The organism is uncultured Anaerococcus sp. (genome assembly GCF_963512375.1).
GTDB lineage: Bacteria > Bacillota > Clostridia > Tissierellales > Peptoniphilaceae > Anaerococcus.
The window spans coordinates 112,147-138,385 of record NZ_CAUPMI010000003.1; the positions used below are offsets into that span (position 1 = coordinate 112,147).

The 26,239-nt window shown below is 37.1% G+C and carries 27 protein-coding genes; 3 read left to right on the forward strand and 24 right to left on the reverse strand.

Going from position 1 to position 26,239, the window contains the following annotated elements; all coding sequences use genetic code 11:
• Nucleotides 1–164 precede the first annotated feature (164 nt).
• The 12 genes from RRB46_RS02520 to RRB46_RS02575 form a co-directional block, all read right to left on the reverse strand.
• The gene (locus RRB46_RS02520) at nucleotides 165–1,109 is read right to left on the reverse strand and encodes an L-lactate dehydrogenase (protein ID WP_399529818.1); all 945 of its coding nucleotides are present in this window, start codon (nucleotides 1,107–1,109) and stop codon (nucleotides 165–167) included.
• 103 nt (nucleotides 1,110–1,212) lie between these two features.
• Complete coding sequence (locus tag RRB46_RS02525; protein WP_311537353.1) at nucleotides 1,213–1,926, reverse strand: copper homeostasis protein CutC; 714 nt, start codon at nucleotides 1,924–1,926, stop codon at nucleotides 1,213–1,215.
• A gap of 8 nt (nucleotides 1,927–1,934) precedes the next feature.
• Nucleotides 1,935–2,411 (reverse strand): hypothetical protein, encoded by a 477-nt coding sequence (locus RRB46_RS02530; RefSeq protein ID WP_311537354.1) that lies wholly within the window; start codon nucleotides 2,409–2,411, stop codon nucleotides 1,935–1,937.
• 21 nt (nucleotides 2,412–2,432) lie between these two features.
• Nucleotides 2,433–2,873: a GNAT family N-acetyltransferase gene (locus RRB46_RS02535; RefSeq protein ID WP_311537355.1), complete on the reverse strand. Its 441-nt coding sequence runs from the start codon at nucleotides 2,871–2,873 to the stop codon at nucleotides 2,433–2,435.
• 35 nt (nucleotides 2,874–2,908) lie between these two features.
• Nucleotides 2,909–3,412, reverse strand: a complete 504-nt coding sequence (locus tag RRB46_RS02540) for a hypothetical protein (protein ID WP_311537356.1) — start codon at nucleotides 3,410–3,412, stop codon at nucleotides 2,909–2,911.
• Nucleotides 3,413–3,477: 65 nt separating this feature from the next.
• Nucleotides 3,478–4,416, reverse strand: a complete 939-nt coding sequence (locus RRB46_RS02545; protein ID WP_311537357.1) for an alpha/beta hydrolase — start codon at nucleotides 4,414–4,416, stop codon at nucleotides 3,478–3,480.
• 62 nt (nucleotides 4,417–4,478) lie between these two features.
• Nucleotides 4,479–5,105, reverse strand: coding sequence for an L-2-amino-thiazoline-4-carboxylic acid hydrolase (locus RRB46_RS02550; protein WP_311537358.1), 627 nt, complete (start codon nucleotides 5,103–5,105; stop codon nucleotides 4,479–4,481).
• A 52-nt stretch (nucleotides 5,106–5,157) separates the two neighbouring features.
• Nucleotides 5,158–5,985, reverse strand: a complete 828-nt coding sequence (locus tag RRB46_RS02555; protein WP_311537359.1) for a class I SAM-dependent methyltransferase — start codon at nucleotides 5,983–5,985, stop codon at nucleotides 5,158–5,160.
• A 986-nt stretch (nucleotides 5,986–6,971) separates the two neighbouring features.
• A complete protein-coding gene (locus RRB46_RS02560; RefSeq protein ID WP_311537360.1) occupies nucleotides 6,972–7,856 on the reverse strand; it encodes an ROK family protein in 885 nt (294 codons plus the stop codon).
• Nucleotides 7,856–9,280 (reverse strand): 6-phospho-beta-glucosidase, encoded by a 1,425-nt coding sequence (locus RRB46_RS02565; RefSeq protein WP_311537361.1) that lies wholly within the window; start codon nucleotides 9,278–9,280, stop codon nucleotides 7,856–7,858. The genes RRB46_RS02560 and RRB46_RS02565 overlap by 1 nt, the downstream gene beginning before the upstream one ends.
• A gap of 185 nt (nucleotides 9,281–9,465) precedes the next feature.
• Complete coding sequence (locus tag RRB46_RS02570; RefSeq protein WP_311537362.1) at nucleotides 9,466–9,987, reverse strand: isochorismatase family cysteine hydrolase; 522 nt, start codon at nucleotides 9,985–9,987, stop codon at nucleotides 9,466–9,468.
• Between the two features lie 8 nt (nucleotides 9,988–9,995).
• Complete coding sequence (locus tag RRB46_RS02575) at nucleotides 9,996–10,424, reverse strand: hypothetical protein (protein WP_311537363.1); 429 nt, start codon at nucleotides 10,422–10,424, stop codon at nucleotides 9,996–9,998.
• Nucleotides 10,425–10,574: 150 nt separating this feature from the next.
• On the opposite strand from RRB46_RS02575, the gene RRB46_RS02580 reads away from it, so the two are divergent.
• Nucleotides 10,575–10,928, forward strand: a complete 354-nt coding sequence (locus RRB46_RS02580; RefSeq protein ID WP_296127522.1) for a desulfoferrodoxin family protein — start codon at nucleotides 10,575–10,577, stop codon at nucleotides 10,926–10,928.
• 46 nt (nucleotides 10,929–10,974) lie between these two features.
• Here the strand turns inward: RRB46_RS02580 and RRB46_RS02585 are convergent, their stop codons facing one another.
• Both RRB46_RS02585 and RRB46_RS02590 read right to left on the reverse strand, forming a co-directional pair.
• The gene (locus RRB46_RS02585) at nucleotides 10,975–12,006 is read right to left on the reverse strand and encodes an enoyl-CoA hydratase/isomerase family protein (protein ID WP_311537364.1); all 1,032 of its coding nucleotides are present in this window, start codon (nucleotides 12,004–12,006) and stop codon (nucleotides 10,975–10,977) included.
• A gap of 142 nt (nucleotides 12,007–12,148) precedes the next feature.
• Nucleotides 12,149–13,939, reverse strand: coding sequence for a flavocytochrome c (locus RRB46_RS02590; protein ID WP_311537365.1), 1,791 nt, complete (start codon nucleotides 13,937–13,939; stop codon nucleotides 12,149–12,151).
• A 229-nt stretch (nucleotides 13,940–14,168) separates the two neighbouring features.
• Between RRB46_RS02590 and RRB46_RS02595 the strand changes: the two genes are divergently transcribed.
• Together RRB46_RS02595 and RRB46_RS02600 are read left to right on the forward strand one after the other, a co-directional pair.
• Nucleotides 14,169–14,693 (forward strand): sigma-70 family RNA polymerase sigma factor, encoded by a 525-nt coding sequence (locus tag RRB46_RS02595; protein WP_311537366.1) that lies wholly within the window; start codon nucleotides 14,169–14,171, stop codon nucleotides 14,691–14,693.
• Entirely contained in the window at nucleotides 14,677–15,663 is a 987-nt protein-coding gene (locus RRB46_RS02600; protein ID WP_311537367.1) for a hypothetical protein, read from the forward strand. The genes RRB46_RS02595 and RRB46_RS02600 overlap by 17 nt, the downstream gene beginning before the upstream one ends.
• Nucleotides 15,664–15,702: 39 nt before the next feature.
• Here RRB46_RS02600 and RRB46_RS02605 read toward each other — a convergent pair whose 3' ends face one another.
• The 10 genes from RRB46_RS02605 to cdaA all read right to left on the reverse strand — a co-directional run bounded on the left by RRB46_RS02605 (nucleotide 15,703) and on the right by cdaA (nucleotide 26,117).
• Complete coding sequence (locus RRB46_RS02605) at nucleotides 15,703–16,077, reverse strand: hypothetical protein (RefSeq protein WP_311537368.1); 375 nt, start codon at nucleotides 16,075–16,077, stop codon at nucleotides 15,703–15,705.
• Nucleotides 16,078–16,161: 84 nt separating this feature from the next.
• Entirely contained in the window at nucleotides 16,162–16,536 is a 375-nt protein-coding gene (locus tag RRB46_RS02610) for a hypothetical protein (protein ID WP_311537369.1), read from the reverse strand.
• A gap of 279 nt (nucleotides 16,537–16,815) precedes the next feature.
• Nucleotides 16,816–17,403, reverse strand: a complete 588-nt coding sequence (gene yihA / locus RRB46_RS02615) for a ribosome biogenesis GTP-binding protein YihA/YsxC (RefSeq protein ID WP_297687644.1) — start codon at nucleotides 17,401–17,403, stop codon at nucleotides 16,816–16,818.
• Nucleotides 17,400–19,730, reverse strand: coding sequence for an endopeptidase La (gene lon, locus RRB46_RS02620; RefSeq protein WP_311537370.1), 2,331 nt, complete (start codon nucleotides 19,728–19,730; stop codon nucleotides 17,400–17,402). The genes yihA and lon overlap by 4 nt, the downstream gene beginning before the upstream one ends.
• A 53-nt stretch (nucleotides 19,731–19,783) precedes the next feature.
• Complete coding sequence (gene clpX / locus RRB46_RS02625; protein ID WP_311537371.1) at nucleotides 19,784–20,998, reverse strand: ATP-dependent Clp protease ATP-binding subunit ClpX; 1,215 nt, start codon at nucleotides 20,996–20,998, stop codon at nucleotides 19,784–19,786.
• Between the two features lies 1 nt (nucleotide 20,999).
• Nucleotides 21,000–21,596, reverse strand: a complete 597-nt coding sequence (clpP, locus tag RRB46_RS02630; protein ID WP_106461633.1) for an ATP-dependent Clp endopeptidase proteolytic subunit ClpP — start codon at nucleotides 21,594–21,596, stop codon at nucleotides 21,000–21,002.
• Between the two features lie 51 nt (nucleotides 21,597–21,647).
• A complete protein-coding gene (gene tig, locus RRB46_RS02635; protein WP_311537372.1) occupies nucleotides 21,648–22,985 on the reverse strand; it encodes a trigger factor in 1,338 nt (445 codons plus the stop codon).
• Nucleotides 22,986–23,052: 67 nt separating this feature from the next.
• Nucleotides 23,053–24,360, reverse strand: coding sequence for an HD domain-containing protein (locus RRB46_RS02640; protein WP_311537373.1), 1,308 nt, complete (start codon nucleotides 24,358–24,360; stop codon nucleotides 23,053–23,055).
• On the reverse strand, nucleotides 24,353–25,330 hold the full coding sequence (locus RRB46_RS02645; protein ID WP_311537374.1) for a CdaR family protein: 978 nt from the start codon (nucleotides 25,328–25,330) through the stop codon (nucleotides 24,353–24,355). Before RRB46_RS02645 ends, RRB46_RS02640 begins: the two co-directional genes overlap by 8 nt.
• Nucleotides 25,323–26,117 carry a diadenylate cyclase CdaA gene (cdaA, locus tag RRB46_RS02650; protein ID WP_296127497.1) on the reverse strand — a complete coding sequence of 265 codons (795 nt, stop codon included), beginning with the start codon at nucleotides 26,115–26,117 and terminating at the stop codon, nucleotides 25,323–25,325. The genes RRB46_RS02645 and cdaA overlap by 8 nt, the downstream gene beginning before the upstream one ends.
• Between the last annotated feature and the right edge of the window lie 122 nt (nucleotides 26,118–26,239).

Sequence of the window (26,239 nt, forward strand, 5' to 3'; positions counted from 1 at the left end):
GAAAAAAATATTTTAAAAAAATTAGATTTTATAAAAAAAAATATAAAAAACCCTAGCCGAGCTAGGGTTAATAGTGTAATAATAGTTAATATTTAGTTAAATGTATTTGTGGGATTTGCCAATTATAGCTTGACTATGGCTATTTTCAAATACTAGCGAGCCTATTAATCGTATAGGCCTGCATCCTCCATTACCTTTCTTAGGGTAGCGGCAGACTTGTCCATTCTTTCTTGCTCTGTATCTGTTAAAGGCACGTCGATTACCCATTTTGCCCCATCCTTGCCGATTACTGTTGGCACTCCTATATAGATATCCCTTTGGCCATATTCGCCATCAAGATAGGATGATGTTGAGTAAACTGCCTTCTCATCGTTGATTATAGCTTGGGCTAGGCGGGCTAGGGCTGCTCCTATACCGTAGAAGGTTGCACCCTTCTTATTAATAATTTCATAGGCTGCATTTTTAACCTTATCGAAAGTAGCTAATAGCTCCATCTCATCGACTTGGGAATGCTTAGACACCCATTCGTATAGAGGAAGGCCACCTATATTGGTATGGCTCCAAACAGGGAATTCTGTATCTCCATGCTCTCCTAGGATATAGGTATCCACACTTCTTGGGTCGATACCAACAAGCTTGGCTATTTCCTTCTTAAACCTAGATGTATCAAGGCTTGTACCAGATCCTATAACCTTGTTGCAGTCTGCTCCTGAATATTTCCAGGTAGCGTAAGTTAGGATATCAACAGGGTTGGCAGCTACTAGGTAGATTCCTTCAAAACCTGAATCCTTAATCTTGCCAATCATATCCTTAAAAATCTTCAAATTCTTATCCACAAGGTCTAGACGGGTTTCGCCTGGTTTTTGTGGGGCACCTGCTGTTATTACAACAAGCTCAGCATCAGCACAATCGCTATAGTCAGCCTTATAAATCTTCTTAGGTCTTGCAAAACTTAAAACATCAGATAAGTCCATAGCATCGCCCTCAGCCTTATTCTCGTTGATATCTATAATTCCAAGCTCTCTGCCGATGCCCCAAAGGGTAGCAGCATAAGCAAAAGATGAACCAACAGCTCCATCACCAATTAATATAATCTTACTATCTTTAATCATTATTTTTCCTTTCAATCTATTCTACTCATCGTTTCTATAATAATTTTATCAAAAATAGAAAAACTTACTATGACCTAGGTCACAAAAAGGAAAAAATATTTTAAAGAGAATCGAGAACTTCCCTAGCCATCTCAATATCTATGCCACTTGCATAGGAATAATCAGAAAAATCCCCTCCAAAATTATCATAATCAATTTCAGTTTGGTAATAGGATCTGGCTGACATATGGAAAGACTCAATCCCAGTTTTTTCGTAAATCTCCTTGATATTTGAAGAATTTATTCCAGAACCTGCCATGATTTCGATTTTATGGCCGTATTTTTCTTGCAAATCTCTAATTAAATCAAGTCCATCAACAGCCTTGGCCTTCTTGCCAGATGTAAGAATTCTCTCAACTCCCATCTTAATCAAGCCTTCAACCTGATTTTCCCCACCAATTGAATAATCAAAGGCCCTGTGAAAAGCCACAGACTTTGGATAGGCGAGATAGGTAAGTTCCTTCATAGTTTCTATATCAATTCGCCCATCAGCATCAAGGACCCCAAAGACAAAGCCATGGATTTTCATATCCTTAAAGGCCATAATCTCCTCCTTCATCTGGGCAATTTCTAGCCCATCATAGGTAAAATGCCCAGGACGAGGCCTAATCATCACATATTTTTCAATATCAAATTCTTCACAAAGCCTCACAAGGCCCACAGACGGAGTAAGTCCATCAAGGTCAAGAGCTGAACAAATCTCAACCCTATCAGCCCCAGCCACTACAGCCGAAATCATAGAATCATAAGAATCAATACACACTTCTAATTTCATAAGTCCTCCTAAATATTATCCTGCCTCAAATTCTTATAAAGACCTGGTATAAAAAGTCCTAAGACCTCTTTTTGTATATCCTTATTATCCAAAAGCAGGCTATAAAAATCCCTATTTTGATCAAAGCCTGCAATTAAGGCATCTTCTACATTAGAATAAAAGGAAAATCTAAAGTCATCCTCGCTATTATTTCTCGCAGACTTTCTAAGGTCATCAGATTTCATCATCAAGTCCCTAATCTGGATAACAGCTCTTGAAGCCTCATCCACATCCAGATTCAACCCAGTCCTAGCATTTATATCATCAATTATTTCAGAAAGCTTTTTCTTATTATCAGCCCCTAGGCTTCCCCCTCCCATATTCATTGTTTCATAGGTCACATATGACTGGAGGACATCAATGATAAAGCCCTCCTCGATGGCTTGCTTAATGGAATATAGGTGAAAGGCCAGCTCTCGACCCTGCTTATCCTTGCTTCCAAACATCTTATATTTTTTAAATTAGCTTTAGAAAAATTTATGGTAGAAGCATGCTGAATCTTTCAAATCCCAAGCGCCTTGTTTTACATAAAAATTATAGGCTCGAGAGTTTTTTAGACTTGTAAAAAATGCACCGCTTATGCCTCTTTGGTGAAGTTGTTTTATAGTCTTTTGGTAGAGATTTTTTGCAAGACCTGTCCCCCTATATTTTTCAGAAATAAAAAACTCATCAATATAAAAAGTTGATTCAGTCGCATATCTTCTTATATGACCAATTATTGCACCAATTATTTTATTTCCATCGACAATTAGATTGCCAAAAAACTTAGGAAAATCTGAAATATCGGTTAAGGATTCCAGGGCTGTTTCTACTGTCCATTTATCATTCCAAGGTGGACCATTATAGACATCTACCATTAACTTTGCTAATTCTTCTAAATCTGATTTTGATATTTTTCTAATTTCCAAATTTTTCTCCTCGAGATTTCTTAATCAAATTTATTTTATAATCCAAGTAACACCACTAGCCAGGCTTGGATTATGGCTACTATTGGAATTAATAATGGCATCAAGATAAAATGTTCCTTTATGGCCAAATGTTTCATCCAATTTCCAAATTTGTACTCCTCGTGCCCTTCTGTGCCTGGTATGACTATCCTATCCTTGTACTTTCCTTGGAATAAAAGTATATCCAACAAAAGAAAATCTCCAAAGTTTAATATTATCCACTGAATATAACTCATCCAGAAAAGATCTCTAAGTCCTCTTATTCCCGTATGTAAAAGAGAGGCCACTCCATATATCAAACATATAATTGAAATTATATACGTAAGTATTAAATTTATTCTTTTTTCTTCCTTTGTCATCTTTACTTGTGCCGAATTTTGTATTTCTTTTGGATAAGAATCGAAGAAAAATCTTGGGTTAATCAGTACAAAAGCTGCCACTGAACCGTTAAAGATAGCAGCCATTGCAATTCCATCTAATATTGCTCTTGTTATATCCATAACATTCTCCTTATTTGTTTTCTAAAAAGACCCTCTTTTAAACTTTTCATATACCCTTATTTATATTAAGACTTTAGTAAATCAATAATTTCATCCTGGGCCTGTCTACCCTCTATAAAAAATCTTAACAAAGGATAGCAGTGGCACATTCCTTCACCCACAATGATTTTATATGGAGCCTTGTATTTTTCCATCGATTTTTTAAACTCGTCAGCAAAGGCATAAAGACATTCATTTCCTCCGTAATAAAAGTAAGTTTTTGGAAAGTCTGAAAAATCTCCCTTTGTTCCATCTAACATATATTCAGCTAAGTCTTCATCTCCCTTTACGATTTCTCTTGCAGTTTTAAAATAAGTAGGGTCAATCATTATGTCTTTCTGGTTAAGGGCATTCATCTTTTCCCATACTTCTTTATTTTCCTCAAGACTTACATCTGGAAGTCCACCAGGAGATACTGAAATTATTTTCCCAGCCATTGGTAAAGGTCTGCCTAATGCGTTATTATGCAAAAAAATTCCAAGAGCTAGGCAAGCTCCCGATGAAAATCCGAGGACACTTATGTTTTCTGCCTTATAAGTTTGGGTCATTAGCCTATAGGTTTCAAAGCAAACTTCATAGGTCTTATCTATCATTACATCTTCTGAACAAAGGGGATAAAATAAAAACCAAAGGTCTTTGCCTGTTTGTTCCATTATCCTTTCCGCCAAAGAAAAATCCAATTTGTCCGGTGGTGTAATCATTCCTCCGCCGAAGAAATATAGTACAGCTCCTTCTGCAGGGCTCTTATTTTTTTGATATGAAAGGAGCCTGTAACCCATTACGTCTTTTACAAGGAGATAGTAATTTTTTCTCTCGGCTCTCTTCCTTGCCTTATCTAAATCAAATACCGCCTTTGCGTTTTCTCTCTTTGCATACTCAAGCATCTGATCCTTGTTCTTTAAAAACATTTTTTTGACCCCAAGAAGTCTTACTATTTCTGATGCAATTTTATAAGTCAAACTCATTTCACACATCCATTAATAATCATTTATAAGTTTTTACCGATACTTATTTTTGTAACTGAACTTTATTCTCTATCGCCTGTAATAAAATAATCACAACAATCTGCTCCATTTGCTATGGTCCCTTTTCTGTGAAGTACTCCATGCTCAAGCCTTATCATAAGCTCATCAAGCTCACAAAATAGGGGCATTAATTCATCGACACCCAGCTTCTTTGTGTAAGCACAAATGGGACAACGAGTAATCCTGTAATAACAAGCACCCTCATAGGGTTCCCCCACAAAATCAACCTTAAAGGACGTTGGATAGAGCTTTTCTTTTTCCTCTGTATACCACTTGTAATACTTAAGAATATTTTTCTTATTGATCTGTTTTCCTATCTTAGTATTGAGGTTGACTAAGGAAAAATACCAGCTAAAAGAATAAAGAGTTCTGCGCATCATCTCTTGAATGGTTTCTGGTGGAATTTTTTTCTCACTTGCTAGGTAGGGGGCAACAAAGGCAAGGGCGAACATCTCATTGTATGCCATGGGATTATCATCGCCGATATCATCTGCTTCTTCTACTATTTTTCGATAAATTTTTTTGCTCTTTCTAATAATTTCTAAAGCATATGCTTTATCATACTTTTCTATAAGAACTTTCTTCATTGGACCTTTAAATAATAAGAAATAAAAAGCTTTGTATTTCATCTAGCACACACCATCAACTTTCTAAAATTTTTATAGTAATTTATATACAATTTTATTTTCTCCCAATAAGAAGAGTTGAGCCGTAAAGTCCTAAGAATAAGGCTTCTTTGTGACCCATAAAAAGCCCCTTTGTTGTATCAATTAATTGCACATCCTCGTAGCCATCTTTTTTAAGCTTCTCGATAAATTTATTCATATCTCCGTATCTTGACTTGCTCATAAGATCATGAATCACAAAAACTCCACCTTTTTTAAGCACACGAAATGTTTCCAGTAAAAGTTTTTGTTTGTTTTTCCCACTTATATTGTGATAAACATAATTGCTTGTTACTAGATCAAAACTTTCATCTTCAAAAGGAAGATCTACGGCATTTCCTTCTTCAAATCTCACATTTTCTACTCCCTCTAATTTTGCATTATTTTTACAGAGTTCTTTAGAAAATTCACTTTTATATGAACCCTTCCATATGTCACAGCCCACCATAGTCGCTTTTGGATTTCTCTTTGCACAAGCTATAGTAAGAGCTCCACTACCACATCCTACGTCAAGTCCAAGTCCACCATCAGGAATTTTTACATAAGCTGCAGTCTTTTCTATAATTATTTTGGCAAGCTTCCTTTTTCCATTGTAATCAAAAGCCCTATATAGTAATCTCATCCAAATTGCAAAAAAAGTAAGTTTCAGCGTTGCATATCCAAGAATAATCGCAAAGATAAGACGAGTTCTTCCTCTAAATACAAAATCACTGACACCCAGGGCTATAAACAGGATAAAAGCCACAAAGCTTGCAAGTATTAAATTCCTTAACAAGCTTTCAGGAACCCAGTTTTTGTAGTCAGCTTTTGTTTTCTTGTTGTCAATAAAATTTAATTTTTTCATAAATTTTCTCCTGTAAATAATAAATTTAATCCCTGACTTATAAGCTTATAAATTCATATTTGTATAGTTTATCAATAAAGATAAGTAGTAAACAAAATATATTAAGTTGAACCAGCCACCGAAAATAATCATGTGGACTCCCTTTGGCAAGCTCACAGTAAGCGGAGTGAGTGCCAAAAGAAATATGGGTGTAAATAGAACTTGTCATCATAATCAATAAAATCATAATATAAGGTCATATCTCCCAAAAAAATCAAGAAGAAGCCCAAATGACCTATCAATATAGTATGTATAAAGTAACAGTTAAAGGCCTTCTTTTATCGCATGATATCAATTATCACTTTCATTATAGCACATAAGATTGGCTCCTTTCAAATATATAATTTACTGGATTAAACTAAGCAAAAAATAAAGGCAACCCGAAAATATACTGACCCCCAAAAGTTAGACCAAAAAACTAACTAAAGATTGCATTTTTATTGCTACTCTTCCTTGTAGTCTTTAAAAATTTCAGCCTTAGTCGGCTCAAGGACGCATTCAAATCTCCTAATTATTGTCATTGGGATGATGAGATCCCCATTTTGTCAGGCATATAAACGCCTCTTAATTTATTGGCATATAAAATTGGATTTCTGGATTATGTCAATTTCCCAATCTAAGTTAATATTGCCAGTAACTGTTAAGTTTTCAGTCATAATTTCTCCTCTGTTTACGATTTCTTAGCTTTATTATATAATATTCTCCATGCTTATATATATCAAATTATCTTAAAATGTCCCGATTTAATTTAATAGGTATTGAAGTGGATTTGAAGGGTAGTCTTATTCACTCTTGTATTATTAATACTTGTATATTATCCTTAAAGTTTGCTTTAATATCCCCCATTAACTTTCTTTTAATATCCCCCTTTAAATTTATTTTAATATATAAGCAAATCCTGTGACATAAAAATAGAGCTAAGCCAAGGCCTAACTCTGTTTTTGTTTTTAATTTTTTATATGCTTATAAAGGGCTCCTATGAGGTTTGCGTCGTTGAAAAATTTGCAGTTGGTTACTTTTGGAATCTTTAGGTCAAGTCCCATTGAGTCGTAGATTTTTTCTAGCTCTTCTTTTAAGATTTTGTGGGTCAATTCTTGCCTGCTTATGCCCCCGCCTATGGCAAAAATTTCTGGGTTTAGGACTAGGTTTAGGTTATAGATCAAAAAGGCTATTATCGATAGGTAAGACCTTATTTCTCCTAGGGCAATTTCATCGCCATTTTCTGCAAGGGAGTATACATATTCTCCATTCGCCTTTTCTTTTGTTAAATTTAACCTTTCTGCAACTTTTTCTACCATTTTGGGAACGCTTGCTATGGCACACATGGAATTTTCCACTTTTCTACTTGCCATGATATTTGTAAGGATAAAGGAAAATTCTCCTGCTACTAGGTCACTCCCCCTATAGATTTTCCCATCTATCATGATTGCCCCACCAATTCCTGTTCCTAAGACTAGGGTAACAGAGTTTTTATATTCTTTGAGATTTCCTTGCCAATATTCAGCTAGGGCTGCGCACCTGGCGTCATTTTCTACTGTCACTTTTTTGACAAATCTCTTGCTTAATTCATCAACTATTGGCCAATTTTTGATATAGAAAAGGCTGCCTCCATTTACCATGAAACCTTTTTCTGAATCTATAAATCCTGGCATGGATAGGCCTATGCCTGATATTTGGTCCTTGTATTTTTCTACAATATTTTCTAGGGATTTTACAAAGTCTTCCCTATTTGTCCTTACTGTGTCAAATTTTCCCTTTTCTAATATTTCGGCCTTCCCATCCATCAGGGCGTACTTGCTGTGGGTACCGCCTATGTCAAATATTAAATACATTAATCAAGGTCCTCGCCATTTGATTTTATGACCTTTTTGTACCAGTCAAATGATTTTTTCTTTGTTCTCTTTAGGCTGCCCTTGCCGTAATCATCACGGTCTACATAGATAAAGCCGTAACGCTTACTCATCTCACCTGTTGAAGCAGAAACTAAGTCAATAGGCCCCCAAGTTGTGTAACCTATGACATCTGCTCCATCAAGCTCTACCGCATCTTTCATAGCCTTGATGTGATCTCTTAAAAAATCTATCCTATAGTCATCATCCACATAGCCATTTTCATCTGCCTTATCCACTGCCCCTAGGCCATTTTCTACCACAAATATTGGCTTTTGATACCTGTCATAGATTTCATTTATTGTTGTCCTAAAGCCTAGTGGGTCTACTTGCCAGCCCCATTCGGTTCTTTCTAGGTATGGGTTATCAACTGTTACTTGAAGGTTTGATTCTGATAGTTTTATGTCTTTGTCAGCACTTACTGTCTTTGTTGTGTAATAAGAAATCGAAACAAAATCTACTGGATTCTCCCTTAAGATTTTCTTATCTTCTTCACTTATTTCTGGCAAGATTCCCTTTCTTTCAAGCTCCTTAATTTTGTAAGTTGGATAATAGCCCCTTACTTGTACATCTGTAAAGAAGAAATTGTCCCTGGCTGTTTTTTGAGCTTCAAAGATGTCAGCTGGATTAGAAGTTGCTGGATAAATTGTGCCTGAATTTAGCATGCAGCCGACTTTTATTTCCGGATCAATTTCGTGGGCAATTTTTGTAGCATAGGCACTTGCCAAAAATTCGTGATGGATGGCTTGATACATTGTTTTTTCAATATCTTCTCCTTCTTCAAAATAAAGGCCTGCTCCCATAAAAGGTGCGGCAAGGATTACATTTATTTCGTTGAAGGTGAGGTAATATTTGACCTTGCCCTTAAATCTGGTGAAGATTGCCCTTACTAGATTTTGATAAAAATCGACAACTTTTCTATTTCTCCAGCCCCCGTATTCGTGGATTAAATGCATCGGAAAATCGAAGTGGGTTATGGTAATTAGAGGCTCAATCTTGTATTTTAGACATTCATCTATGAGGTCTTCGTAGAATTTTAGGCCAGCTTCATTTGGCTTTTCCTCATCGCCCTTTGGGAAAATCCTTGTCCATCCTATAGAAAACCTGTAGACCTTAAAGCCCATTTCGGCAAAAAGGGCTATATCTTCCTTATATCTGTGGTACATATCGATAGATTCCTTGGCAGGATAGAAGTGGTCATCATCAAAATCAAACATCTTCTTCCTACCTGTTATAACTGCAACCCTATCTTCTCCCACAGGACATAGGTCCACATTGGCAAGTCCTCTTCCATCTACATCATAAGCTCCCTCGCATTGGTTGGCAGCTGTTGCTCCTCCCCACAAAAAATCATCTCTAAATCCCATCTTTTCCTCCTTAATTTTACTAAATCACAAGATGCATAGCTAATAAATCTGTTCAAAACCATCTTTTTATAAAATTACCCAATTATAATATCTAAAAATCATATAAATAAAAAAACCTAAGGCAAGGTAAATTCCTGCCTAAGGTTTTTAAAATATTTTCAAAAGCAAAATTTATTATAGTTAATTTAAAAGTCTGCAGCCTTTATGATATTGACCTGACAAGACTTCATAGATTCTAGAGATGTTTGGTGGGCAGCTTCGCTTGTGGCCTTGCAGAGGTCTTCTATGACTGTGACTTCTGTATCTAAAAGGGCGTTTTTAATCATTAGGGCGTTGGAAATCACACAAATATCTGTGCAAATTCCAACCATATAAATCTGGTCAATTTTTTCTTTTTCATTCAAATCTTTAAGATATTCTACAAGCTCATAAGATCCAAAAGATGGCTTGTCTATAATCTTTTTGCCCCTAGTGTCAATCCTTACTTGCCAGCCGCTAGTCCCCCTTATGCAGTGGGTTACTGGAAGGTGCTTGCCTTCAAGGCTAGCTAGGTAATCCTCATCGTGAGTATCTCTTGTAAAGATAACTTCCCCATCAAAATTTTCTACTAGCTTATCAATCGGATCAACTATCGCTTCATTTCCAGCATTGCCGAGTGCCCCATCTATAAAATCATTTTGTAAATCTACTACTATTAGTACTTTCATTTTCACTCCTAACTTTCTAATTCAGCAATTTCCTCATCTAATTTATCGGATATTTCTCCTACACTATGCCTAAGTTCTTTAAGAGCCAGTAAATTTTCTTTTATCTCCCCTTGGACTCTAAAATCGGTGAAGATGTTATCAAAAATCGTATCAAAAAGCTCATCTGATAGCTTATCTGGCACGCCTCCTGGCAGGCTAATATCTACATCGCTAAGCTCTTTATTCAAGATTTCTAAACTTTTTGGCAGTTCATTTAAAATATCATTTGCCTTGCCTATCTTAGTTCTTTTTATAAGACTTGGAATAAAATCTCCTCCCAAAAGGTCAAGGATACCCCAGTTTGAAGCAGAATTTAGTTCTTTTATAGCTTGGTCAATTTTGCCAATAACAAGCTCTGCAGCTTCTTTCGCTTCCTTTAATTCTTTTAACCTATCCATACTTGCCTCCTATACTTATTATAATTGTTAATTACGATAATTACAATATACTAATTTGTTAAAGTAAATTTATAATAAATATATGTTTACAAATTATCTGCAAGGGTATATATTTAATACACGATATTACGTAAATTTATGGAGGATAATATGAAATTAACTGAAACAGTTCAAACTGCAGATTGGAAAGCTGAAAAACACGTTCCTTTTCTAGAAGCTAAAAGAGAAGGCAAGCTACTTCACATCAAGGCATTTGTAGGTGAAGAAATTGCCCATCCAAATACACTTGAACACCACATCGCATGGATTAAAGTATTTTTCAAGGCTGAAGGAGCTAAATTCCCAATCGAAGTTGGTTCTTATGAATTTAAGGCTCATGGTGAAGATGAAGTCTTCTCAATTCCAGAAGTAGAAGTAAGCATCCAAACAGAAAAAGCTGGCGAAGTTTACGCCCTAAGCTACTGCAATATCCACGGCCTATGGGAAAATTCTATAGAAGCTTAATTTAGTATTTTAAAAGCGAGGATTTGATTCCTCGCTTTTTTGGTGCTTATTTTATTCTAAGAAGATCTTTTACTTCTCTCTCATCTACATCAGTAAGGCTTGATACTGGCCAGATTACCTTATTGTCCTTATCTATTAGCTTGGCCCTGATGCCTTCTTTGATGGCTCCTGTCTTTAGGCCGTATCTGATTATATCTAGGTCTAGGTCGATTGTCTCCTTGCGGGTTAATTTTTTGCCTAGGAAATATTTTTCAAATTGGACCTTGACCATGAAGGGATCTCTTGATTCTAGGGCTTCTAGGCTAGCTCTTGCAAAATCATCATCAGCTTCTTTTAGGCTAGCTACGATTTCTTCTACAGAATCCTTAGCGAAGTGGACCTTTATCTTGGCCGCATTTTCTATATTTGGGCTTAGGCCTTCTTTTATGGAAAAGCTTGAAATTTCATTCTTTATATCCCCTATTAAATCTTCGCTTGTTGCTGATAGACTTACTATTATTTCTAAAATCTCTTGATAATCTTTAGGGTCTATTAAGATGTGGGCAAGGTCATTTTTTACCAAGTCTATTGGATAGAGCCTTGATCCTATTAGGCCGACATATTGGCCAATGGCCCTGTCAAGCCTTGATATATAGTAACCTACGGATACATCTGGCACAAAGCCTAGGCTTGTTTCTGGCATGGCCCAGTTTGTAGTTTCATCTGCTATGATTAGGTCAGAGTGGATAGTTAGGCCTATGCCGCCTCCCATGGTTATGCCGAACCAATGGCTTATGATTGGCTTTGGATAGTCCATGATGTATTTATTGAGGTCAAATTCCTTTTTAAAAAATTCTTCCTTCTTAGTTTCTTCATCATTTGTAAGATAATTATAGTAAATCTCTTTTAGGTCTCCACCTGCTGATAGGCCCTTTTCTGCATGAGAATCAAAGAGGATTGCCCTTATGTCCTTATCTTCTTCAAATTTCTTTAGGGCTTCATATATTTCATCGACCATCTGGCCATTTATGGCATTTAGGGCCTTAGGCCTATCTAGGTAGATTAGACCGACTTTATTTCTAACTTCTGTATTTATCATATATCCTCCAACTTTATTCTAAGTCCTATCTTATATATACCTATTAGCTCACAGGGTTAAACAATTTTTTGCAATCTTTGCAAGTTGGACTTAAATGATTTGACAAAAAAAGAAGCCCCGAGGGACTTCTCTTGATATTTTCTTAGTTTTTGGCATTTGCTGCTGCGTTTTCGCCTGCTATCTTACCAAATACTGTGATGTCTGTCATTGCTACAGAGCCTAGTCTGTTTTCGCCGTGAATGCCGCCTGTTACTTCGCCTGCTGCGTATAGGCCTTCTATCCATTCGCCATCTTTATTTAGGACTTTTGCTTCTGTGTTGATTTTTAGACCACCCATGGTGTGGTGAACTGCTGGAGCTGCCTTCATCATGTAGAATGGCGCATCCTTTACTTGCCAGCCTAGCATTCTTAGGTTGAAGTCTGGGTCTTCTTCCTTGGCTGAGTTTTCGTTGAAGGTTTTTACTGTTTCTAGTAGGGCTTCTTTGTCTATACCAAAGTGGTCAGCTAATTCTTCTAGAGTGTCAGCTTTTACCATTAGGCCTCTGTCAAAGAGTGATTTTGCTTCTTCTGGGTTTGATGCCATGGTGCCTGTCTTTTCGTTTGATGTTTCATCCCAAAGAACATAGCCTACATAGTCTGTTTGAGCCTTGATTGCCATTGAGATTTCTCTTCTGGTGCCTAGCTCTTCTACAAATCTCTTACCTTCTTTATTTACTAGAAGGGCTCCACCTACAAGTCTTGTATCGCCGCAGTATAGAAGTTTACCTGTTTCTACGTCACATACTGGGTAAAGTTGGATCTTATCCATATCTACTGTATCTGCACCAAGTTTTTCTGCCATAGTGATACCATCACCTGTTGCTCCTGGTGAGTTTGTTGATAGGACGTGTTCGTCAACTTCCTTGTCATTTTCATAGCACATTTCGGCATTTGCACCGAAACCACCACTTGCAAGAACTACTGACTTAGCATTTACTACAAGTTCGCCATCTTTTGTCTCAGCCTTAACTCCGCAAACCTTGCCGTCTTTAGCTAGGATTTCTTTTACGTCTGCTTCTGTAATTACTTCTATGCCAAGCTCTTGGCATTTTTTTGTATAATTTTTGATTAGCTCGTTACCTGTATGGGCTGCTGGTATTAGAGATCTTTTTACTGAGTGACCACCAAAGAACATTAGTGAATCTAACCACTTAACTCCTATGTCATCTCTTAACCAGTAAGCATCTTCTGTAGCCTTATCTGCTAGGACCTTGATTAGTTCTGGGTTACCACCAGCTTTTTCTACGTCTTCTGCAAATTTTTCCTTACTATCTTCGATGCCTTCTTTTTCTTGAAGTTCATTGGCTGGAGCTGCGTATTCACCACCAGAAATTAGGGTATTTCCACCAACTGCTGATAGTTTTTCAAGTAGGACTACATTTGCTCCTGCTTCCTTAGCAGATACTGCTGCAGCAAAACCTGCACCACCACCACCGACTACTACTACGTCTACATCTTTTTCTGTAGTTTCGCCCTTGGCCTTTTCTACTTCGCCTTCGTAGTTTTTAACATCCCTGCCGCTTGCTTCTATAGCAGCCTTAACAGCTTCTATAAGGGCAGTAGATGTAACTGTAGCACCAGAAACTGTGTCTACATTTACTGAGTTATTAGCTACGATTTCTTCAACAAGCTTGTCAGCTGCCTTATCTCCAAGACCTTCTGTCTCTTCGTGAGTAAGGTCAATTTTTGCAATCTTATCTCCATCGAATGTAACAACAGCCTTTAGGTCTCCATTCATACCTGCTGCAGTACCTTCGCCAGTTTCCTTACCTGCACTCTCTTCTACCTTAGTATCTTGATTATCTCCTGCCTTCTTATCAGCTGTGTTAGATCCACAAGCAGAAAAGAGCATAGATAGTGATAACAATAATGCTAACGTTTTACTTTTGTTCATATTGTCTCCTTTATATGTATTATGCTAATATTATAGTAAAGATTTACATTTTGTGCAAGGCTTTGAAATAATCAGTTAAAGCGATTTTTATAAATATTTAATAAAACCCTAAATTTTTGCTTAAATGCATAAAATTATAAGGCAGGTAGAATAAATAAACAAAAGTTTTTTTGATAAGCATGATAGAAAATAGACGGTTGCTACGAATATATAGGTGAAGGAGGCAATGATGGATGATTTAAAAATAATAAAGGGAATTAAAAATAAAAACGAAAAGTACCTTAGAATCTTCATCGACACCTACGGCCCAGTAATGAAAGCATCTATCTACAAGGTTTTGACCTTTAATGACAATCTAAGGATGGAAGTCTTAAACGAAGCAGTCCTTGCAGTCCGGGATAATATTGAATCCTTTGACCCAGCAAGGTCATCCTTTAAGAATTGGTGCGCAGGTGTGGCAAGATACAAAGCCATAGATGCCCTTAGAAAAGAAATCAGGCACAAAAGTGTAGACTTCGATGAAGTTGCAAACTATATAGAAGATGATAATGAGATTTACCTAGATAATACAGATGAAATTCTAAAGGTCCTTGACGAAAGGGACCGAGAAATTTTTAGGAAATTATTTATAGAGGGCTACTCCTATGACGAAGTGGCTAAAATCTATGACATATCAAAGGCTACCCTCTACAACAGGGTTTCAAGAGGTAAGAAAAAAATAAGGAAGGAGATTCAAAATGAAAAATGTTTATGATGAAATTAATAATTTAGAATTTGAAAGCGAAGAATATAAATTAAATGATATAGAAAAGGAGTCTTTATATAAAATGGCTAAATCTTATAAGAAAAATTCAAAGAAAAAATATATAGCAGTGGCTGCAGCCTTACTTCTTGCGGCAGGACTTACAATTCCTCCAGTAAGGGCAGAAGTTTCCAAGGCCTTCACAGACATAAAAGTCACCATGATGGAAACAATCGGGGCAAGCCCTGAGTCCTATAAATATGTGACAGAACTTCATAAGCCAATAGAAATAGGTGATCAATCTATCGTTCTTGAAAATCTTGTAATCGAAGATAACAAGATTTACTCAACTATTCTTATGGATCCAAAAGGAAAAAGCATAGAAGAATCAAATGAAACAGCAAGTATCTACAAAGTTGTTATAAACGGCGAGACTTACAAGGCTTGGGGTTTAAGTGGATCAACTGGCATGTCAGATGACGGCAAGGCCTTTGTATCAGAGTCAATGACCGACTTTGATAAGGTTTTTCCTGAATTAGACCAGGCTGATATTGACCTATATATATCAAACGGAACAGCTAGCGAGGTTGTATCAATCAAAGCAAGCTCAAATATAGTTAATAAGGAAAATAAAGTCTTAGCCAAGGATTACAAGCTTGAAAACGGAGCTAATATAAGACTAATGAAGCTAAACCCAATCACCATGACCGCTATAATTGAAGGTCTTGATCCAGCTTATGTTTACGAACTTGAAGGATTCGACAAGGACGGTAAGAAAATCTCCCTTGACCTAAGGACAGTTTCTGATGGAGTATTTACCTTCATCTATAATAAAGATTTTTCAGACCTAAGCCTAGATGAGATAAAAGATGGTAGGGAAATAAACTTTAGTCTATCAAGATCAAAAAGAAATCAAGAATCTGGCAAAGAAACAGATGGAAACTACGAAAAGGTTGAAGAATTCACTCTTTCAGCAAAATAAGTAATTTAAAAAGTAGGTGAGATTAAAATCACCTACTTTTTAGTATGCATAATCAAGCATCTTTTTGGTCATATAAAGCTGGTAGGACGCAGCTATTACAAATAAGACTAAAAATTTAGTGCTCAAGCTTGCAGAAAATGAGATAGCAAGGCCCGTGAGGGGAAATGACCCATAAAATAGATACTTATATTTTTTATCAATGCTTTCTAAATAATAACTTGCTTCATTATTAAATTTGATCCCTAGGCTTTTTTGGTAAAATAAAGCTATAACTGACCAAACTAGGGTGGCTACAAATAGGTACCAAGTATCATAGACCCTTACTTCATAAACTACACCGACCATCAAGATATACATGATAGTCACAAGGCCCAAATAAGTATTTTTTTGCTTAATAGATAAATTTCTAGCCATAATCAATTCCTTTCTTCCTTTTTATATTTATACCCAATCTCCCCCTTAATCTAAAATGTAGGCAGCCTTAAAATCACCTACTTTTTAGCACTCACTTTCTATCATCTTGTATGATTCATAAAATAAAATTGCTGATGCTAGACCTACTAGATATATAAATCTAATGTCAAGGCCTATAGCTAAACTTATAGCTAGCGCATTTAAAAATGTCGCTATGTAATACTTGTAAGTATCTTTTTTGGGAAGGTCTCCCAAATATGTTCCTATTTTTTTATCAACTCTAATGCCAATATATTTTTGGTAGATTTGAAAAATTAAGGACCAGATTAAGAAAATAAAAAAGAAATACCAGGTATTATAGACTTTCATGGTATAAACCGATGCCATAATAAAAATCCACATACCAATTAAAAATCCCAAATAAATTCGTTTTTGTTTAATAGATAAATTTCTTGCCATAATCCATTCCTTTCTTTCTTTTTATATTTATACCCACTTTTTTCTGCTAATACAAAAAAGAAGGCCGGGGCCTTCTAATTATAATAAAAAATATACTAATATGTCATTCCGACAGAGAATCCGATAGGATTCGACGAGGAATCCCGTAAATTAGAGAATTTTATATGGGTTACTCCTATATTGATCCCTTGTTTGTGGGATTCCTCCTCGCTGCACTCGTCGGAATGACGGCTAGGGATGGATTTATCAGTATAAGTTACTGATATTATACTTTGCAAACTAGGCATTTATTATTACTTCAACTTGCTCTTCTAGGACGTCCTTGTTGTGTTTGGTTTCTGATGAGTAGGCGAAGATTAGTCCCTCATCTTCTATGCCTAGGGTTTTTTGAACTTGTTTTAGGTGTTTTTGGACCTGGCCCTTTTTTATCTTGTCAAACTTGGTTGCGATTACAAAGCCCATATAGCCTGATTCTAAAATCCAATCATACATTTGCCTATCTAAGGCTGTTGGCTCGTGGCGGATATCTACCAAGAGGAAGACCTCTTTAAGATTTTCCCTCTCGTGGAGGTATTCATTTATTAGCTTATCCCACTTGGCCTTTTCTGCCTTGGAGACCTTGGCATAGCCATAGCCTGGCAAATCTACCAGCCTAAAGGCATTGTTAACCCTATAAAAGTTGATTGTCCTGGTCTTGCCTGGTTTGGAACTGGTCTTGGCAATAGCCTTCCTATTTGAAAAGGAATTGATAAAGGAAGACTTGCCGACATTTGACCTACCTACAAAGGCAATTTCTGCCAAATCATCATTTGGCCACTGGCTCTTAAAACCTGCAACTTGTTCTAATTCTATGTCTTTTATCTTCATATAAGGGCTCTTTCTATGACTTCTGAGACATTTGACACTGGGATGAAGTTAATCTTATCCCTGATTTCCTTTGGTATATCTTCTGTATCTCTCTCGTTATCCTTTGGAATTATCACATTTGTGACCCCATAAGAATAAGCTGCTAGGGCCTTTTCCTTAAGGCCGCCTATGGCTAGGACATCACCTGTGATTGTGACTTCCCCTGTCATAGCTAGGTTATTTCTCACCTTCTTGCCTGTTAGGGCTGAGGTAATGGCTGTGGTCATGGTTATACCTGCTGATGGGCCATCCTTTGGAGTTGCCCCTTCTGGGACGTGGACATGGATATCCTTATCTTCATAAAACTTATCTTTAATACCAAGCTTGTCAGCATTTGACCTGATGTATACTATGGCTGCCTGGCCAGATTCTTTCATGACATCTCCAAGAGAGCCTGTAAATTCTACATGGCCCTTACCTTCCATGACATTGGCCTCAACTGTAAGCATAGTACCACCCACAGATGTCCAAGCTAGGCCATTTACTACGCCTATCTTTTCTTCCTTGGATATGTGATCGTCTATAAATTTCTCACGGCCTAGGTATTTGCTGTAATTATTCATAGTAACTCTGACAGACTTCTTGCCTTCTAGGATTTCCTTGACTGCCCTACGGCAAATCTTGCCAATTAGCCTTTCTAGCTCCCTCACACCGGCTTCTCTGGTGTAGTTTTTGATGATTTTTTCTATGACCTTGTCAGAAATGGCAAGCTCTTCATCGCTTAGGCCTGTATTTTTCATTTGCTTGGCTATGAGGTATTTCTTGGCAATGTTCATCTTCTCACCCATGGTGTAGCCTGATAGCTCGATAATTTCAAGCCTATCGTAGAGGGCATCTGGGATTTGGTTGATGTCATTGGCTGTGGTTAGGAAAAATACATCCGATAGGTCAAATGGTATGTCTAGGTAGCGGTCGATAAATTTATCATTTTGCTCAGGATCTAGAACTTCTAGGAGTGCTGATGATGGGTCACCCCTAAAATCTGATCCTAACTTATCAATCTCATCTAAAAGGAAGACCGGATTTTTGACTCCTACCCTGTTGATATTGGCTAAAACCCTACCTGCCATAGCTCCTACATAGGTCCTCCTATGGCCTCTAATTTCTGATTCATCTGTCACTCCTCCCAGCCTCATTGAGACAAATTCACGGTTTAGGGCACGGGCTACAGACTTGGCGATGGAGGTCTTTCCCACTCCTGGAGGGCCTACAAGACAAATTATTGAACCCTTTACAGACTTATTTTTAATCCTTACGGCAATTGATTCTAGGATTCTTTCCTTGACATCTTCAAGGCCGTAGTGGTCTGTATCAAGGATTTCGCTTGCCTTTTTGATATCTAGGCTTTCCTTAGATTTTTTATTCCAAGGTAGGCCTACCACAAAGTCTAGGTAAGAAAGAATTACCCCATAGTCTGGGCTCATCTCTGGTATGGAGTCAAGCCTGTCTAGGTCTTTATTTAGGGATTTCTTGCTTTCCTTATCAAACTTTATCTTGGCAATCTTTTGGCGGAATTCGTCAACTTCATTTTCTGCCTGGCCTGTTGTTTGGTTAAGTTCCTTCTTTAAAACATCCATCTTTTCCCTAAGGTAGTATTCCTTTTGGGATTTGTTGATATTGTCAGTTACTTCCTTTTCGATCTCAAGACCTAGGTTTTTAAGCTCAATTTCCTTATCAATTGTCCTGTGGAGGAATTTCATCCTTTCAGTAATATCAAGCTCACTTAAAAGCTGATAGTATTCCTTTGGAGAAAGGTCTAGGTGAAAGCTAATTAAATCTACCAGTCTGTGGTAATTTTCAACTTCTACCATGCCATAGGATATCTCATCCAAGATATCTTCGTTGATTGAGACATATTCCTTAAAATCTTCTAGGAGGAGTTTTTTGAGGGCTTGTAAGGTGTCGGTGTCTTCCTGGTTTTCTTCTAGGTATTCGTAAACTTCGACATCACTTCTTAAAAAGCCTTCTGCGACCTTAAGTTTTTCAAGCTTACCCACACCTCTTGCCTGAACAAAGACTCTAATTTCACCATTTGGCATGGTGAAGGTTTCTTTTATGGTCGCTACTATTCCATATTCGTAGAGGCCATCTTGCTTAGGATTGTCATCGAAAATATCCTTTTGGTTTAGTAAAAATATATCTTCGTTGTTTAGCTTAGCATTTTCAACAGCATTTTTTGAGATGGACCTAGCGCAATCAAAATTAAGCATAGTAGTAGGCATTACCCAGTAGCCTCTGAGCGGCACCAATGCTAAGTTTTCTTGTGTTATTTTATATGTTTCTTTCATAAATCTTCCTTACGTTTAAAAAGGGAAATGACTAGCATTCCCCAATTTTACTCTTATTTCTTTTTGTATTCTAGCTTGCTAGGATCATCTATAGCTTCTTTGGTTACTAGAACTTCTTTTATTTCATTCCTGGATGGTATGTCAAACATCACATCGAGGAGGAGATTTTCAAGTATGGTCCTAAGGCCCCTAGCTCCTGTTTTTTGCTCGATTGCCTTTTTGGCTATAGCCTCAATGGCCTCATCTTCAAAGCTTAGCTTGACATTATCAAGGTCAAATAGCTTTTGATATTGCTTGATGACAGAGTTTTTAGGCTCTTTTAGGATTCTCACTAGGGAATCTTCATCAAGGGCATCAAGGCTTACTATTATTGGCACCCTACCTATAAATTCTGGTATAAGGCCAAACTTGAGCAAGTCTTCGGTATTGACTAGGCTTAGGTCTGTCTTTTCTCTTTTTGAAATATCTGCCCCAAAGCCAATGGTCTTATCGACTTGTCTTTGGTTTATAATATCTCCTATACCTTCAAAGGCCCCACCTAGGATAAAGAGAATATTGGTGGTATCTACCCTGATATATTCTTGGGATGGGTGCTTCCTGCCTCCTTGTGGAGGGACGTTGGCTTCTGTGCCTTCTATTAACTTTAGAAGTGCTTGTTGGACTCCTTCCCCACTTACATCACGGGTGATAGATGGGTTTTCACTTTTTCTAGTAATCTTATCTATCTCGTCTACATAGATTATTCCAATCTCAGCTGCTTCTATGTCATAATCAGCTGCTTGGACTAGTTTTAATATAATATTTTCTACATCCTCACCCACATAACCTGCTTCGGTAAGGCTCGTAGCATCTGCTATTGCAAATGGCACATTTAGCTTTTTGGCTAGGGTTTGGGCAAGGAGGGTCTTACCAGAACCTGTTGGTCCAAGCATTAAAATATTTGATTTTTGTAATTCTACATCCGTATCTTCTTCGTTGGATGTAATTCTTTTATAGTGGTTGTAGACAGCTACTGATAGGGTTTTTTTAGCTTCTTCTTGGCCTATTACATATTGGTCAAGGTAGTCTTTGATCTCTCTTGGTTTTGATAGTTCAAAATCAAAGGCAAAATCATCCATAGCCTTTGCTTCACCTTCTATAATTTCTGAGCAAAGCTCTACGCATTCATTGCATATATAGCCATTTGCTCCGGCAATTATTCTTTTAACCTGGCTAGCATCCTTACCACAAAAAGAACATCTCACTTGCGTTTTGTCCATTTCTGCCATATTACTTATTACTTTCTATAACTTTATCTATTAGACCATATTCGAGGGCTTCTTGTGCACTCATGGCAAAGTCCCTGTCTGTATCTTTTTCTATTTGGGCAAGGTCTTTGCCAGTATTTTCTGCTAGGATCCTATTAAGGTTAGCCTTAATTTTTAGGATTTGCTCAGCTTGGATAACTATATCTGACGCTTGACCTTGGGCTCCACCTGATGGTTGGTGAATCATGATGTTGGAGTTAGGTAGAGAAAATCTCTTGCCCTTGGCTCCTGATGATAAAAGTACTGCTCCCATTGATGCTGCTTGACCTATGCAGATTGTTGATACATCTGGCTTGATGTAGTTCATTGTGTCATAGATTGCAAGGCCGCTTGTTACGACACCGCCTGGAGAGTTGATATAAAAATGGATGTCCTTGTTTGGGTCTTCACTTTCTAAGAAGAGAAGCTGGGCAATTATTATATCACTAACCTCATCACGGACTTCTCCAGATAGGAAGATTATCCTATCTTTAAGAAGTCTTGAATATATATCATAGGCTCTTTCGCCTCTGTTTGTTTGTTCTACTACTGTTGGTACTAAATAATTTTTAGCTAACATAAAGCCTCCTTTATAAGGATTTTCCTTATATTCAGCTTAAAACTAGGTTAATTATTTTGCTTCTTTGTTTTCCTCTACGTGTTTGTGGTATTCTTCATGAGGAAGAGCCTTAGCCTTACTTACTAGTAATTCTACTGCTTTTCTTCTCTTGATATTTTCTTCTAGAGTGTGATCAGAAACATTTTTAGCAAAGATTTCTTTGAATTTTTCAAAGTCATCTACTCCGTAGTTTTTAGCTGTTTCTTTTAATTCTTCTTCTTTTTCTTCATCAGATACTTCGATGCCTTCTTTGATAGCAACTTCATCTATTACAAGATTTGCCTTAACTCTAGCTTCAGCGCCTTCTCTATATTGGTCACGGATAGCGTTGATATCCATCTTTGTCATTTCAATATATTGAGGAAGTGTTAGACCCATTTGTTGGAGTCTTTGGTCTAAGTTTTGAAGGTCAAAGTCGATTTCTCTGTCTACCATTGATTTTGGAGCGCTAACTTCGCTTGCTTCTACTAGGGCTGCTACTGCTTGGTTTTGCATTTGGCTTTCAGCAAAAGATTTTTTATCGTCTGCTAATTTTTCTTTTAGGTTATTTTTAAGTTCTTCAAGTGTATCGAATTCTGAGATGTCTTTTGCAAATTCATCATCAAGTTCTGGAAGTTGTTTTTCTGTGATTGAGTTGATTTCAACAACAAATTTAGCATCCTTGCCTTGGAATTCTTTTGCTTGGTAATCTTCTGGGAAGGTTACGTTGATTTCAAACTTATCTCCTACCTTGTGACCGATTATTTGGTCTTCAAAGCCTTCGATAAAGGTATTTGATCCTATTACTAGGTCATAGTCTTCTGCCTTTCCACCTTCAAATTGTTCATCATCTAGGTAGCCATCAAAGTCTATATTTACCTTGTCACCTTCTTTTGCTCCCCTATCTTCTACTGAGATAAGTCTAGCATTTTCTTCTTGTTGGTGAGATAGTTCGTGGTTTACATCTTCTTCAGTTACTTCTCCAGAAACTTCTTCTATTACAAGATTATTGTAATCACCTAGTTCTGGGTGTGGTTTTGTTTCTACTTCTACCTTGAAGGTGATGTCTTTGCCTTCTTCGATATCATCTAGGTCTACAGATGGTTGGTCGATTACTTCTAGACCTAATTCTTCTACTGCCTTTTCGTATGGTTCTGGGAATACTATTTGGATAGCATCATCATAGAAGATTTCTGGGCCGTACATTTTTTCAAGTACTCTTCTTGGAACATGGCCTGGTCTGAAACCATCTATTCTATATCTTTTCTTATTTCTCTTATAAACTGTGTCAGTTGCTTTTTTAAAGTCATCATAAGCTACATTAAATTCAAATTTAGCTATGTTATTTTCGTGTGATTTTAATTCTGTCATTTTCTCCTCCGTGAAAGTTCATACTCATTGAAATAATATACTACATTTTTATCCGGCTAGCAAGAAACTAGCCCATTTCTCTTATAAATTTAAGGATTGCGGACTTATTATTAGGAAGTTTTTCCTCAAGAACATTTTCTTCTATTAATTTTAAAAGCTTACCAAGTTCTCTTCCCTCTTTATAGCCCAGCTTTATTAGGTCCTTGCCATTTATGGCTAAATCCGACCTTTTAAGGACCAGGTCCTCTTTTTCTAGATTTTTTAATATCTTTTTGGCATTTTCAATATTTGCCAGGTCCTTATGGTTGGTTGCAAGCTTATCAGCCTCTTGTAAGTCAAGGAGCCTTAAGAGGTCTTCCTTGCCAAGTTTTCTTAAAAGTCTTTTGATAGACTTTTCTGTATAGGTATTGGCCGCATCCATGTGCCTTCTTATAAGGATTTCTACAGATTCTATGGTCTTTTTGGAATATTTCAAGGCCCTTAACCTATTTATAGCTAGGTCTGCAGATAAGTCTTGGTGGCCAAAAAATCTCCCCTTGCCCTTTTCATCAAGAAAAAAACAATCGACCTTGCCTACATCGTGAAAGATAGCGGCAAGCCTTGTTATTAGGTCTTTATCTGTATTTTTTAAGACTTCTAGGCTGTGTTCATAGACATCTAGGTAGTGGTGGGGCGAATGTTGGTCAAAGCCGATTGTCCTAGCCACTTCTGGGAAAATCTTATCAAGCAAGTCCAATTCTTCTAAAAGCCTTATCCCATAAACTGGATTATCAGCTAATAAAATTTTATTTATCTCGCTTGTAATTCGCTCTTTTGAAATAAATTCAATATTTCCTTGTTTTTCTTTTATAGCCTGTTTTAGACTTTCCTCGATTGTAAAATCAAGACAAGTTGCAAACCTCACCGCCCTAAGGGCCCTCAGGTAGTCTTCCTCAATCCTCTCTTTAGGATCACCCACAGCTCTTATTATCTTTCTTTTTATATCATCACTACCCCCAAAGGGGTCGATTATTTCTCCACCCCTTTTGGCCATGGCGTTTATAGTAAAGTCCCTGCGGGCCAAATCTTCGTAAATATCATCAGTAAAGGCCACTCCGACAGGCCTTCTCTTATCCAGATAAATTGAATCAGACCTGAGAGTTGTTATCTCATACTCTTCTGGTCCTGAAATGATCTTAATGGTCCCAAATTTCTTGCCAATATCAACTAGGGTAAAATCCTTAAAGACTTCTTTGACATCATCTGGCCTTGCACTTGTGGCAATATCTACATCTGATGAAATATTTCCCATGATTTCATCCCTAAGACAGCCACCCACCAGATAGGCCTTAAAACCTGCTTCTTCAAGCCTTTCTAGGACACTTTCCTTATTCATTTTCAGAATTATCTTTCTTAGTCACTTCTATCTTATAATTTATGACAGGATCTCCATCATAAACTTCAACTCCTTCTGGTAGGTCAAGGTTGACTTCTCCAGACTTGCTAGCCTTTATATTAGCTAGGTTTACCGGGAAGGTTGAAATTTTTGTCACATTTTTAAGGCTTTGGCCTTGGCCTTTTACAACTATCTGGTCAGGGCTTAGGTTTTTAAGAGTCGCTTGGTAGCCTTCTTCCACCTCTCCCCTTACCTTAAGCTCTACCTTTAGCTTTTTAGTTTCATAAACCAAGAAGGAAAGGTTGATATCCTTATGGTCTAGGTCAACTCCTTCAACTGGCTTTCCGCCCTTATCGAGGACATTTATAATTACATTGTGGATTTTGCCATCCAGGTATTCGGCATCATCGATATGGGCTTCTATCCTATCGACCTTATTTATGATTGATTCTGGACCTGAAATCTTGATTTCCTTTGGTCTTTGCTCATTAAGCTCAACAAGCTTGCCATCTTTTAGCTTATCATCTATGACAATATTTACAGGCATAGACTTGCTAACTATCCTTTGGATGTTGAGGTTGACACTCTTAGGATCTACATGATCGACATATATGCCTGTTGGTGTATCGATATTTACATCGAGGGAATTGATACCTTCTTTTACATTTGCAACATTTATTGATGCTTGTATATCAGTTTGGTCAAGGCCTATAAGGTTATTTCTAGAGCCTGTTAGCTTGACTGATACGGTGCTTGCCTCATCCTTGCTGACAATAGTGTAGCCATTATCTTCAAGCTTATCTTGATTTTGGATAATAAGTGGGACATTCCTAAAGGTCCTGTTGGCTGTAGGGTTGGTTGATGTTGTAACAAAGGTCCACATGACCACAGCCACTATTATGGATAGAATTATAAGCTTATTATCATCCTTCTTGTCAATTTTTTTGAGTTTATCTAGAAAGCTATTCATCTTTTTCTAGCCCCTTTTCGCTAATTTCGTTTCTAAGTCTAATTGTAAGAGAATCTTCGTCAAAATACCTGTTGATTACGCCATTTTCAGCTACAGATATATTACCAGTCTCCTCTGAAACTATAATTACAACCGCATCAGACTTTTCTGTAATGCCTATGGCTGCCCTGTGCCTGGTCCCAAGCTCCTTGGCAATGGTGTTGGATTGGGAAAGTGGCAAGTAGCAGGCTGCTGCTGTAATTGTGTTTTTTCTAATGATTACTGCCCCGTCATGGAGAGGGGTGTTTGGTATGAAGATATTTATGAGCAGTTCGCTAGAAATATCTGCCTCAAGCATGGTACCTGACTCGATTATATCAGAAAGTCCTACTTCCCTTTCAAGGACAACTAGGGCCCCGATTTTTTGACGAGATAGGGAGGACATGGCAGAAACTATTTCCTTAATTGAATCCTCATTTCTCATATTTTTATCAGATCCAAAGATAGACCTACCCCTACCAATCCTCTCAAGACCAGTCCTAAGCTCAGGCTGAAAGACTACGATTATAAATACCAAGGATACGGTCAAAAATTGGTTCATAACCCAGGAAACCGTATTTAGGTTGAGCATGTCTGCAATCGATGCAAAAATTAGGACAAAGATAAGTCCATAAAGAACCTGCTCAGCACGTGTGTTTCTAAGCAAGGAAAAGAGCTTATAAACAACAAAGGCTATAATTGCAATATCAATAACATCTGTCACTCTTATTAGCATAAGAGATGTAATAAAATTATCTAAAAAATTCATATTCTCACTCCTAATAATATCCTACTTCTTTTTGCTAATAAATTACACTTCTTATGGATTTTCTTTAACAAAAACCTGCTAACAAAAGTCAAGGAGAAAAGGAAATTAATTTTACTTTTCTC